The organism is uncultured Bacteroides sp. (assembly GCF_947632445.1).
GTDB lineage: Bacteria > Bacteroidota > Bacteroidia > Bacteroidales > Bacteroidaceae > Bacteroides.
In genome coordinates this window covers 23,894-36,670 of sequence record NZ_CANRPM010000003.1, presented here as the reverse complement: position 1 = coordinate 36,670, position 12,777 = coordinate 23,894, and the positions used below count along the sequence as shown (strand labels likewise).

Sequence of the window (12,777 nt, the reverse complement as noted above, 5' to 3'; positions counted from 1 at the left end):
ATGGGAAAAGACATTCTGAAAGAGATTATCGCACACAAACGTGAGGAGGTGGAGACGCAGAAGCACCACCTATCAGCCGACGACTTGGCCGTAGCAGCCGACAGGACGGAACACCGGACCACATACAGCCTGAGGCAGGCTCTGGCAGCCTCGTCCACAGGCATCATCGCCGAGTTCAAACGCCGCTCACCGTCGAAAGGCTGGATCAACCGCGAGGCACGGCCTGACGAGGTAGTCCCCCAATACGAGGCCGCAGGGGCCGCCGCCCTTTCCATCCTGACGGACGAAGCTTTCTTTGCCGGCAGATTAGGCGACCTTACCGCCGCCCGTCCGCTTACGACCCTGCCCATCCTGCGCAAGGACTTCGTCATCGACCCTTACCAGTTGTTGCAGGCACGTGCGGCCGGAGCGGATGCCGTGCTGCTCATCGCCGCCTGCCTCGACCGAAGCCAGTGCGGCGAACTGACGCAACAGGCCCACGAACTGGGACTGGAGGTCTTGCTCGAACTGCACACTCCCGACGAGCTGGACTACTTAGATTGCCATCCCGACCTTGTAGGGGTGAACAACCGCAGTCTGGGCACCTTCCATACCGACGCCTCGCATGCCATCGACCTGGCCGAAGCCCTGACGCAGGCTACGGCAGACACAGACCCGTTGAAAGTGGCCGAAAGCGGCATCCACGACGCCGAGACGGCCTGCCTGCTGCGACATCACGGCTATCGCGGACTGCTCATCGGCGAGCGTTTCATGCGGAGCGAACGTCCGGGCGACGAACTGCGCACGTTCATCCAACAGATGTCCCACCTGTCAAATCCTGCCGCCTTATGAACCTGCTTGTCAAAGTATGCGGCATGACCGACGGCGAGAACATCCGTCAGGTCGAGGAGCTGGGCGTGGACTTCATCGGCTTCGTATTCTATCCACCCTCGCCCCGCTTCGTCCGTCAGATGCCCGACTACCTGCCCCGCCGGGCACAGCGCATCGGAGTGTTCGTCGACGAAACCCAAGAAACCGTGCTGGCGTATGCCGACCGTTTCGGATTGACTTATGTGCAGCTGCACGGCAAGGAGCTTCCCCCGTACTGCCGGGCCCTGCGCGAGAATCACGGGCTGAAGGTCGTCAAGGCCTTTCATCTGGCCACTCCGCACGACGTGGCCGCTACGGAAGCCTACCAAGATGCCTGCGACTACTTCCTCTTCGAGAGCAAGACGCCCCAACCGGGCGGCACGGGACAGCAGTTCGACTGGGACTTGCTCCACCGCTACGCCGGCCGCACACCGTTCTTCCTGAGCGGAGGCCTCAACGCCGGCAGTGCAAGTGCCATCCGCCGGTTCCACCACCCGCAGCTGGCAGGCATCGACCTCAACAGCTGCTTCGAGACGGCCCCCGGCCTGAAGGACGTGGAGCGGTTGCGCGGCTTCCTGCATGAATTAACTGAACAAAACGAATCACTTAAAAGACTTATATCCTAATGAACCACATCGCTATCATAGACAACTACGACTCGTTCACCTACAACCTGGTGCAACTGGTCGAACAGGCAGGCGCACGGGTCACCGTGCTGCGCAACGACCGCTTCGACCTGCCCGACCTGGCGGCCTGCGACAAGCTGCTGCTCTCACCCGGCCCCGGCATCCCGCAGGAAGCCGGACTGCTGATGTCTGTCATCGAGACCTATGCCACGACCAAACCCATCCTGGGCGTCTGCCTAGGAGAACAGGCCATCGGCGAAGCCTTCGGCGCACGGCTGCGCAACCTGACCGACGTATTTCACGGCGTACAGACCGAAATCAGCCTCTTCGGGCCCGACGTGGCCGACGACTACCTGTTCGACGGCCTGCCCCGACGTCTGGCCGTAGGCCGATACCATTCGTGGGTGGTAGACCGTACCGACCTGCCCGACGCACTGGCCGTCACCGCCGTGAGCGACGAGGGCCTCATCATGGGCCTGCGCCACCGCACGCTGGACGTGCACGGCATCCAGTTCCACCCCGAATCGGTACTGACGCCTTTGGGCGAACGCATCATCCGCAACTGGATAGACCATGTGTCATAAAATCGGAACGATGTAAAACAATTTCAAGATGCCTGCCGCATGTTTCCGTTCGCCTGCAAAACCGTCTTCGACCCCCGCTCAGAAGGTATTCTGGACGGGGGTGGCACGAGTCACGAACACTCGCATCAAAGGGTATTCGTGACCCTTCGTTACGAGTCACGAATACCCTTGACGATGGGTCACGAGTGAGGTGCAGTCACAGGTCACGGCAACCCTTTCAAAGCAATTTATATGTAACATTTATTTACCATTAATCACTAACCACTCATGAAACAGATACTTTCCCGACTCTTCAATCACGAGCACCTGAGCGAGGCCGAAGCCCGCCAACTGCTGCTCGACATCACGGCCGGCCGCTACCCCGACGCACAAGTAGCAGCCCTACTGACCGTCTTCTGCATGCGCGACATCACCGTAGACGAGCTGACCGGCTTCCGCGAGGCACTGATGCAGACGCGCGTGCCCATCGACTTCGCACCCTATCGTCCCATCGACATCGTGGGCACGGGGGGCGACGGCAAGAACACGTTCAACATCTCCACCTGTGCCTGCTTCGTCGTGGCAGGCGCGGGCTACAAGGTGGCCAAGCACGGCAACTACGGCGCCACGTCGGTGAGCGGCGCAAGCGACGTCATCGAGGAACACGGCATCCGCTTCACCGCCAACCCCGACACGCTGCGCCGCAGCATGGACGAATGCAACCTGGCCTACCTGCATGCCCAACTCTTCAACCCCGCCATGAAGTCGGTGGCCGCCGTGCGCAAGGCGTTGGGCGTGCGCACACTGTTCAACCTGCTGGGCCCGCTCGTCAACCCCTGCCGTCCGGCCTACCAGCTGCTGGGTGTCAGCAGGCTGCCGCTGATGCGCCTCTACACCTATGTCTTCAGCAAGGCGGGCGTAGAGTTTGCCGTAGTCAACAGCCTCGACAACTACGACGAAATCTCCCTGACCGACGAGTTCAAGGTGATGACGCGCCGCGACGAGCGCATCTACCGCCCGCAAGAACTGGGCTTTGAACCGGCCCGCCCCACCGAACTGCAAGGAGGCCGGAGCCGCGAGGACGCAAGCCGTATCTTCGACGCCGTACTTACCAACCGTGCCACCCCGGCACAGAAACACTGCGTGCTGGTGAATGCCGCCTTCGCCATCCAGCTCATGGAGCCGGAGAAGGAGATAGGCGAGTGCATCGACATCGCCCGCCGCTCGCTGGAAAGCGGGCAGGCATTGCAGACCCTGAAGAAATTCATTGAAATCAACCGATAAACAAGGAAACATGAACCGTATAGACCAACTTTTCCAGACCAAGCGCAGCCGCATCCTGTCCATTTACTTCTGTGCAGGCTGCCCCACCCTCGACGGCACCGCCGCCACCATCCAGGCCCTGCAAGACGCGGGCGTGGACATGATTGAGATAGGCATTCCTTTCAGCGACCCCTTAGCCGACGGCCCCGTCATCCAGCAGGCAGCCACCACCGCCCTGCGCAACGGCATGACCGTGCGCCGCCTCTTCGACCAACTGGCCGACATCCGCCGCACGGTGCATATTCCCCTGCTGCTGATGGGCTATCTCAACCCTATCCTCCAGTTCGGCTTCGAGGCTTTCTGCCAGCGTTGCCGGGCGTGCGGCATCGACGGCCTCATCATCCCCGACCTGCCCCTGCGCGAATACCGCGAGCACTACCAAGCCACAGCCGAACGCTACGGCCTGCACGTGGTCATACTCATCACGCCCGAAACGAGCGATGAACGGGTGCGCGAAATCGACCGGTACACGGGAGGCTTCATCTACATGGTGTCTTCGGCCGCCGTCACGGGAACCCAACGGTCGTTCGACGAGCAGAAGCAGGAGTACTTCCGCCGCATCGACGGCCTGGGGCTGAAGCATCCACGACTGGTAGGCTTCGGCATCTCCAACAAATCCACGTTCGAGGCAGCCTGCCAAGCCTCGTCGGGCGCCATCATCGGCAGCCGGTTCGTCACCCTGCTCAACGAAGCCGGAGGCGACGCAACCCGCGCCATCACCCAACTGAAAGAGGCACTGACGAAGGATTAGTCATTCCTGAACGGAAGTCTTCACGACCTCTAAGCACACGGCATCCTGAAAGGCACGCGCCTGGCGGGCCGAGAGGACATTCTGCGTCAGGATGGCAAAGGCCACCCAATGCTCGTTGGCCGTCTTCAGATAACCTGCCAGCGCATTGATGCCCGTGTAAGAGCCGGTCTTGGCATGCACCTGCCGGAAACCGGGCGTGCCGTAACCCATGCGATGCTTCAGCGTGCCGTCCACCCCGCTCACAGGCAGGGCTTTGTAGAGCGGTGAGAAGATGTCGCTACGCGAATAGGCATAACGGAGCATGGCCACTAACAATTCGGGCGAGAGGTAGTCGTAGTGCGACAGGCCGCAACCGTCAGCCAGGCTGTAATGCTTCGGGTTCAGTCCGATACGCTTTATCAAGGCACGCATGGCATCCAATCCATCCTTGGCCGCTATGCGCTTCTTTCCGCCCGTAGCCAGTACACCTGCCCGCCAGAGCATGGCTTCGGCGTTCAGATTGTCGCTTTCTTTAAGCATCTCGTCGAGCACGTCTTGCAGGGATGTTTCGTGTACGACCAGCTTCGTCCGTCCCTCAAGGGGCAGTTCGGCAAAACAATAAGCCGCCTCAATCCCCGCACGGGTGCTGTCTGCCACAGCCGTACAATGGATGCCCGCCTTCATCAGCCGCTCCACAAAAACGTGCATGAACATGCGGCCGGAATCGAACAGACTGAACGAACGGTTTTCCGTACCCCGCACATTACCCTCCAGGGTGATGCGGTTGCCGTTCTCCATCCAGTTGCGCGTCGCGCGTAAAGGTCCATCGGTCGATGAATAACTGCGCGTATAGTTCTCCAATATATAATAGGTAGAAGCAGGAGTACATTTCACCACTGCCGCCATTCCTTGTTCGGAAGGACGTATCGACAACTCCAATGCCCCTTTGTTCAGCATCAGGGGCGAGAGATAGGGCTGATAGGCAGCCGGAGCATCGTCCCACAGCCAGCCCGAACCCCAATAGAGCGAATCCTTCATCGACACGTCGCCCACGATAGCTCCGTCCACCACGCGGATGCCTTGCTTCGTCAGGCCGCCGATAAGCTCCTCCAAGTCGTCTTCATCGAATTCGGGGTCAAAGCCGCCCACCACATAGAGGTCGCCTTTCAACGTGTCGCCCACCACGCAGCCTGTAGTCCACAATTCGGTTCGGAAGGGTTCCATCACCCCCGGCTGCGACAAGGCCGTGATAGCCGTCATCATCTTCATGGTCGAGGCGGGTTTCGAAAGCTTGTCGGCCTGATATTCGTAAAGCATGCGTCCGGCTGTCAGGTCGAAGATGCAGATGCCTGTGTTGCTGCCCGGCGGCAGGTCATGCTTTACAATCGTGTCGATATGTGCCCGCAACAGGCTGTCGGCCTGCGCACAGACAAAAGAAAGCGGTTCCAACAGAACCGCCCATACCAATAATATCCGAACCATATTCATCCGTTTCATTCCCCTATTCCTTATTCTTTTCCTGCTGTGCCTCCGCCGCATCGGACACGGCTCCGCAATGCTGGCAGACGCACTCCCAATGATTTGTGCCGAACGAACCGCCCGAAAGCGACGAAAGCAGCACGGCAAAGAATGCCCGTATCCGATGCCGCCTCTGCAAACGGAACTTTACATCTGCCGAACCGCAACGGGGACAAAACATCCGACGGCTCTCCACCATCCCGTTCCTTTCGAGCAGACGCAGGGCTGCCTCGTAGTCGTCCTCGCATACCAAAATATCCACACCGGTAAAGTTGGTACTCATGCCACGATAGAGATTGGAGAAGTTCTCGTTGTGGAGTACCGACTCGATGCCTTCATTCTCCAAAGCCCCTTTGATGAGGTTGGCCTGAAAAGCATCCTTACAGGTTATCAACCGTACTGTTTTCATCATTCATTTCTTTTCTTCCTTATAACGCCTCGCGGAAGATCTCACCCACCGTAGGATGCGGAAAAACAATCTTCTTCCACTCCTCGGCCTTGAGTTTCAGCTCGACAGCCATACCGGCCAGTGTGATGATTTCACTGGCAGGATTGCCCAGTACATGTGCACCCAAAATGGTGTCATTCTCAGCCAAGATGAGCTTGCAGAGGCCATTCAAGCCCTCGTTTTCCGCCACGAAGCGGCCGCTATAGGCCATAGGAAGTTTGACTACGCGACAGGCGATACCTTTCCGCTGCAACGATTCTTCCGTCTCGCCCACGCCCGCAATCTCAGGATTGGTATATACCACGCCGGGAATAGCACGGTAACTCATCTTGTCTTCCTTGCCCGCAATGTGGTTCACGGCCACTTCGGCCTCACGCACAGCGGTATGAGCCAGAAGCGAGAAGCCCGTCAGATCGCCGCAAACATAGACACCGGGCAGGGAAGTCTGCATGTGTTCGTCTACCACGATGCTGCCTCGTTCGGTCTTTCTCAGGTCAAGGTTTTCCAATCCGAAGCCCTTCGTCACAGGACGGCGGCCCACGCTCATCAGCAGACGTTCAGCCACGACGGAGCCTGCGCCTTCGGCGTTCTCATAATTGACCTGTACCTGCCCGCCTTCGGCCGCAGCCAGGGAAACTACCTTTGTGCTAAGCATGAACTTCACGCCCCGCTTGGCATAGTCGGCCCGCAGAAGGGCAGAGAGTTCCTTGTCCATGCCGCCCAATATTTCGTCCACCATTTCGATGACCGTCACCTGCACGCCCAAGCTGTTGAAGAACGAAGCAAACTCCATCCCGATGACTCCGCCGCCGATAATGGCCAGCGAGTGAGGCAGCTCTTTGTTGTCGAGCGCATCGCGATGCGTCCAGTAGGGCACGGTATCCACACCTGCGATGGGTGGAATGAACGTTTCTGAGCCGGTGCAAAGCAACAGATTGTCACATTCATAGACTTCTTCTCCGCAACGTACATGGTTCTTATCCACCACTTCGGCCATGCCCGTCACGATCTTTACATTGTGGGCCGTCAGCTTGGCCTTAATACCCAACACCAGCTTGCGCACCACTTTCTGCTTGCGGGCGATGATTTTGGGCAGATCGAAACTCACGTTTTCGGCCGACACAGCATATTTCAAGGCATGGCACGCGCTGTCGTAGGTCTTGGCCGAATACAACAACGTCTTGGTGGGAATGCAGCCCTCGTTCAGGCAAACACCTCCCAAACTGTTTTTCTCGAAAAGTACAACACTCAGTCCTGCCCGTCCGGCAGCTTCGGCGGCGGTATAGCCCGCAGGGCCTCCGCCGATAATGGCAACTTGAGATCTTTCCATGGTATTATTCTTTATTTATATATAGGGTTATTCAATCATTTCCTTTGCCGGTGAGGCGGCCGGCCACATTGACACGACTACCATCAGAAAGGCAATTATATTGTGCACATATGGTTTCGATTTAATTGTGGCAACAAATATAAAGAATATTTGCTTGCCATACACATCGAAGGCCGATAAAAGAAAGCAAAAAAGGAGAGTAAAAGGCTAAAAGTATCTGTTTCTCCTCGCAAAGCAATACTTTACGAAGAGAAAACCGCCGCTTTTCCGAGAGAAAACAAACGCATTTACAAAGGGAAATACCGCCAAAAACCACGCAAACATACCTGAAAACAGGGGAAAAACGGCCTTAAAAGCCCTCTAAATCTTCTATTCCACACTTTTTGAAAAACATGGATGTCAGCGAAAAGAAAAGATTGTCAACATAAAGAAAGGGAATACACTGATAAACGAACAATCCGCCAAATCATGAAAAAAATCATTCTCCCGCCTGTTTCTTCCCCGCCAAATAAACTCCACACAACACACAGGCCGCACCCAACAGGGCTACGACTGTCAACGGTTCGCCCAAGAAAAGCAGGGCACCGATGGATGTGAAGATGGGATTCAGATAAATGTAATTGGAAGCCCGGACAGTACCCAGCTGTTTCAGGATGAAATTCCACACGACGAAGCACACCAACGAAGCCAATACACTGAGGAACAACAGGTTCATCCAAACGGAAGGCCGTGCAAACGCCTCCGTCGGAAATTGCCAGGGACGCACCGCGAAAGCTGGAAGAATGGTGAGCACGCCGTAGAAAAAGACCTTACGAGTAATGAAAATCGTGGAGTAACGGTCGGCCACCCGACGCATAATCAAGCTATAGAAAGCCCAGCAAAGGGCAGCCGTCAGCGAGAGCACGTCGCCCAACGGAGAGAGCTTCAATACGAAATTGCCATTGAAAATGACCAAGCCCACACCCAGCAGAGCCAGTAACGAACCGCATGCCAACCTCCATGTAGCCCGTTCGCTCCGATAGAAGAGCCGCGCCAGCAACATCGTGAGCAGGGGTGTGCTGCACACGATAAAGGCCACGTTTGTGGTAAGCGTCTTTTCGAGGGCCGTATTCTCCGTCAGGAAGTAGAGCGAACCGCCCGTTACGCCTGCCAGCAGCATCCAACCTTCGTCGTGCCACGTGCGGCAAAACAAGGTTCGGGGCGAAATAAACCAAATGCCTACATAGGCTATAAGAAAGCGCAACAGGAAAATCTCCTGCGGCGTAAGCCCGTTCTCTATCAGCACACGGGTCGAAATGAACGTCATGCCCCAAATACCTACTACCACGATGGCTGTCAGATGCCACTTGAAATTCTTGCCGTCCTTCATTGTTCCCTCTCCTGTTTCTACTTATTTATCCACGTTTTTCGCCTGTCTTTCCAATTCATCAGCTTCCATCTCGGCCCGGCTGCGACTGGAGGTCACCAGCCAGACGCCGCCGAAAATCATCACGACAGAAAGTATTTTCGTCAGGTTAAAGCTGTCCATGCCCCAACAGATGGCCACAATCGTGGCGACTAACGGCTGGATATAGTTATACATGCCTGCCACCGTCGGGCGCAGGTTTTTCTGACCTACGATAATCAAAATATAACTAAGGAACGTAGCGCCTGCCACCACGAAAAGGATGGAGGCTATGCGAGCTCCGTCGAGTGCCAGCCAATCGGTAGCCAGAAGGCTGTTATACGAGAAAGGCAGCAGACAGATGAAGGCGTAGGTGAACATCCATTTCATCACCGTCACTGCCGAATACTTAGTCACGAAATTCTTGAACAACACAAAATAGAAAGCATAACTGCACTGCGCCAAGAGCACAAACACGTCGCCCAGCACAGGATTGTCGCCCTTCACTGCCGCACCGGCCGCCGCTTGTGAACTTCCTAAAATGAGCAGTAACGCGCCCGATGCGCCCACAGCGATGCCCAATATCTTCCGCCCCGTAATAGGTTCTTTCAAGAATATAGCCGCCAATATCATGGCGATGAGCGGCATACTGGTCGTGATGATGGAAGCATCGACAGGCGAAGTCAGCCCTACACCGAAGATATAACTTCCCTGATTGAACACAATAGCCAGAAGCGAAGCTGCAAAGAGTTTCATCAAGTCCTTGTGATCCACATGCTCTGGTTTCTGGAAAAAGGAAAAAATCCAAAAGAGAACCATTGCTCCGAAGACGCGCAAGTCAGTCATTACCAGCGAACTGACCGCCCCTCCTATCATAACGAACTTGGCCAGCGGGGCCATCAGTCCCCACATACTGTTAGCCGCCAGCATCGCAGCATGGCCTTTCATCTTTGCTGTATCCATAAGTGAATATTCCTGTTTCGAGCGCAAAATTAGGAGAAAAGTAAGCAACGTATGCCCGCAACCCCATATTTTTTATCGGCTTGATGGGCAAATCTGAAAATAAACCTGTACATTTGCAACGTTTTATTAACCATCTTATAAACCGAAATAAGAAGATATAAACACGTTTTCAGTAAATTATTAACAGATATCAGTATGGAATACAATTTCAGGGAGATTGAAAAGAAATGGCAGAAACAATGGATAGACAATAAGACCTATCAGGTAACGGAAGACGATACGAAACAGAAATTCTATGTACTGAACATGTTCCCCTACCCTTCAGGCGCAGGTTTGCATGTGGGACATCCGCTGGGCTACATCGCTTCGGACATTTACGCCCGCTACAAACGACTGCAAGGCTTCAACGTACTGAACCCCATGGGCTACGATGCCTACGGTCTGCCTGCCGAACAATATGCCATCCAGACCGGTCAACACCCTGCAATTACCACCGTCAACAATATCAACCGCTATCGCGAACAGCTCGACAAGATAGGCTTCTCATTCGACTGGAACCGCGAGATACGCACCTGCGATCCTGAATACTACCACTGGACGCAATGGACTTTCCAGCAGATGTTCCAGAGCTACTACGACAACAAGCTGCAAAAGGCACAACCCATCGTCCAATTGGTGAAGGCTTTCGAAGCCAACGGCACCGAAGGTTTGGACGTGGCCTGCAGCGAGGAACTGAGTTTCACGGCCGACGAATGGAAGGCCATGAGTGAAAAGCGGCAGCAGGAAACATTGATGAACTACCGAATTGCCTACTTAGGCGAAACCATGGTGAACTGGTGTCCGCAACTGGGTACCGTATTGGCCAACGACGAAGTGGTGGACGGTGTATCGGAACGCGGCGGTTATCCCGTTGTTCAGAAGAAGATGCGCCAATGGTGTCTGCGCGTATCGGCCTACGCCCAGCGTCTTCTCGACGGATTAGAGACCATCGACTGGACCGACTCGCTGAAGGAAACACAGCGTAACTGGATAGGTCGCTCGGAAGGTACCGAAGTTCAGTTCAAAGTAAAGGACAGCGATTTGGAGTTCACTATCTTTACTACCCGTGCCGATACAATGTTTGGCGTAACGTTTATGGTGCTGGCGCCTGAAAGCGAGCTGGTTCTTCAGGTAACAACCGAAGCCCAAAAGGCCGAAGTGGAAGCCTATTTAGACCGCACCAAGAAGCGTACAGAGCGCGAACGCATCAGCGACCGCAGTGTGACGGGCGTCTTTTCGGGTTCGTATGCCATCAATCCTTTCACAGGAGAGGCCGTACCCATTTGGATCAGCGACTATGTACTGGCCGGATATGGTACGGGTGCCATCATGGCTGTGCCTGCCCACGACTCGCGTGACTACGCTTTTGCCAAGCATTTCGGCTTGGAAATCCGTCCGTTAGTCGAGGGTTGTGATGTGAGCGAAGAAAGCTTCGACGCCAAGGAAGGCATCGTCTGCAACTCACCGAAGGCCGGCACTACTCCCTATTGCAGCCTTTCGCTGAACGGACTTACCATTAAGGAAGCCATCGCCGCTACCAAGAAATACGTCAAAGAACACCATTTGGGCCGTGTCAAGGTAAACTATCGTCTGCGCGACGCCATCTTCAGCCGCCAACGTTATTGGGGCGAACCGTTCCCCGTTTACTATAAAGACAACATGCCCTACATGATTCCCGAAAGCAGTTTGCCGCTGGAACTGCCCGAAGTGGCCAAGTTCCTTCCTACCGAAACAGGTGAACCTCCATTGGGACATGCCACAAAGTGGGCTTGGGATACAGTAAACAACTGCGTAGTAGAAAACAGCAAGATTGATAACCAGACCGTTTTCCCCCTCGAACTGAACACTATGCCGGGATTTGCAGGCTCCAGCGCCTACTATTTACGCTACATGGATCCACGCAATCACACGGCATTGGTAGACCCGAAAGTGGATGCCTATTGGAAGAACGTAGACCTCTACGTAGGCGGTACGGAACATGCCACCGGCCATTTAATCTATTCCCGCTTCTGGAATAAGTTTCTGCACGACCTGAATATCTCCGCCGTAGAAGAACCTTTCCAAAAATTGGTGAACCAGGGCATGATCCAGGGACGAAGCAACTTCGTATATCGCATCAAAGATACCAACACCTTCGTATCGCTGGGTCTTAAAGATCAGTACGAAACTACTCCGCTCCACGTAGATGTAAATATCGTATCGAACGACGTCCTCGACGTGGAAGCCTTCAAAAACTGGCGTCCTGAATACGACACCGCAGAGTTTATCCTTGAAGACGGGAAGTACATCTGCGGTTGGGCGATAGAGAAAATGTCGAAATCTATGTTCAATGTCGTAAATCCCGACATGATTGTCGAGAAATATGGCGCCGATACGTTACGCATGTACGAGATGTTCCTCGGCCCGGTAGAGCAGTCCAAACCCTGGGACACGAACGGTATCGACGGCGTTCACCGCTTCTTTAAGAAATTCTGGTCGCTCTTCTACGACCGTTCAGGCCAGTATCTCGTGACCGACGAAGCGGCCACTAAGGATGAACTGAAGTCGCTTCACAAGCTCATTAAGAAGGTGACGAACGACATTGAAACTTTCTCATATAATACCAGCATCAGTGCCTTTATGATCTGCGTCAACGAGCTTTCGTCCCTGAAATGCAGCAAGAAGGAAATCCTGAACCAACTGATTGTAGTGCTGGCTCCTTTCGCTCCCCACGTCTGCGAGGAATTGTGGAAGCTACTGAATAATGCCGGTTCCGTATGCGACGCCCATTGGCCCACCTACAACGAGGAATACTTGGTGGAAAACACCGTGAACTACACCATCTCCTTCAATGGCAAGGCGCGCTTCAACAAGGAGTTTCCCGCTGATGCTGCTTCGGATGCCATCCAGGCAGAAGTACTGATCGACGAACGCTCAGCCAAGTGGATGGAGGGTAAATCAGTTGTGAAAGTCATCGTCGTGCCAAAGAAAATTGTGAATATCGTAGTAAAATAAAGCCGTAAAC

The 12,777-nt window shown here is 54.8% G+C and carries 11 protein-coding genes; 6 read left to right on the top strand and 5 right to left on the bottom strand.

The window, feature by feature from the left end; translation table 11 throughout:
* The 5 genes from trpC to trpA all read left to right on the top strand — a co-directional run bounded on the left by trpC (position 1) and on the right by trpA (position 4,112).
* Complete coding sequence (gene trpC, locus Q0Z70_RS01195) at positions 1-831, top strand: indole-3-glycerol phosphate synthase TrpC (RefSeq protein WP_298071855.1); 831 nt, start codon at positions 1-3, stop codon at positions 829-831.
* Positions 828-1,475 (top strand): phosphoribosylanthranilate isomerase, encoded by a 648-nt coding sequence (locus Q0Z70_RS01190; protein WP_298071853.1) that lies wholly within the window; start codon positions 828-830, stop codon positions 1,473-1,475. Before trpC ends, Q0Z70_RS01190 begins: the two co-directional genes overlap by 4 nt.
* Positions 1,475-2,059: an aminodeoxychorismate/anthranilate synthase component II gene (locus Q0Z70_RS01185; protein WP_298071851.1), complete on the top strand. Its 585-nt coding sequence runs from the start codon at positions 1,475-1,477 to the stop codon at positions 2,057-2,059. Before Q0Z70_RS01190 ends, Q0Z70_RS01185 begins: the two co-directional genes overlap by 1 nt.
* Before the next feature lie 267 nt (positions 2,060-2,326).
* On the top strand, positions 2,327-3,322 hold the full coding sequence (gene trpD, locus Q0Z70_RS01180) for an anthranilate phosphoribosyltransferase (protein WP_298071849.1): 996 nt from the start codon (positions 2,327-2,329) through the stop codon (positions 3,320-3,322).
* Positions 3,323-3,332: 10 nt separating this feature from the next.
* Positions 3,333-4,112, top strand: a complete 780-nt coding sequence (trpA, locus tag Q0Z70_RS01175) for a tryptophan synthase subunit alpha (RefSeq protein WP_298071847.1) — start codon at positions 3,333-3,335, stop codon at positions 4,110-4,112.
* Here the strand turns inward: trpA and dacB are convergent, their stop codons facing one another.
* The 5 genes from dacB to Q0Z70_RS01150 form a co-directional block, all read right to left on the bottom strand.
* Positions 4,113-5,588 (bottom strand): D-alanyl-D-alanine carboxypeptidase/D-alanyl-D-alanine-endopeptidase, encoded by a 1,476-nt coding sequence (gene dacB / locus Q0Z70_RS01170; protein ID WP_366807073.1) that lies wholly within the window; start codon positions 5,586-5,588, stop codon positions 4,113-4,115.
* 4 nt (positions 5,589-5,592) lie between these two features.
* Positions 5,593-6,018, bottom strand: a complete 426-nt coding sequence (locus tag Q0Z70_RS01165; RefSeq protein ID WP_298071921.1) for a DUF2007 domain-containing protein — start codon at positions 6,016-6,018, stop codon at positions 5,593-5,595.
* Positions 6,019-6,037: 19 nt separating this feature from the next.
* Positions 6,038-7,387, bottom strand: coding sequence for a dihydrolipoyl dehydrogenase (gene lpdA / locus Q0Z70_RS01160; RefSeq protein ID WP_298071845.1), 1,350 nt, complete (start codon positions 7,385-7,387; stop codon positions 6,038-6,040).
* Between the two features lie 478 nt (positions 7,388-7,865).
* The gene (locus tag Q0Z70_RS01155) at positions 7,866-8,756 is read right to left on the bottom strand and encodes a DMT family transporter (RefSeq protein WP_298071843.1); all 891 of its coding nucleotides are present in this window, start codon (positions 8,754-8,756) and stop codon (positions 7,866-7,868) included.
* 21 nt (positions 8,757-8,777) lie between these two features.
* Complete coding sequence (locus Q0Z70_RS01150; protein WP_298071842.1) at positions 8,778-9,734, bottom strand: DMT family transporter; 957 nt, start codon at positions 9,732-9,734, stop codon at positions 8,778-8,780.
* 195 nt (positions 9,735-9,929) lie between these two features.
* Between Q0Z70_RS01150 and leuS the strand changes: the two genes are divergently transcribed.
* A complete protein-coding gene (gene leuS, locus Q0Z70_RS01145) occupies positions 9,930-12,767 on the top strand; it encodes a leucine--tRNA ligase (protein WP_298071840.1) in 2,838 nt (945 codons plus the stop codon).
* The last annotated feature ends 10 nt before the right edge of the window (positions 12,768-12,777 follow it).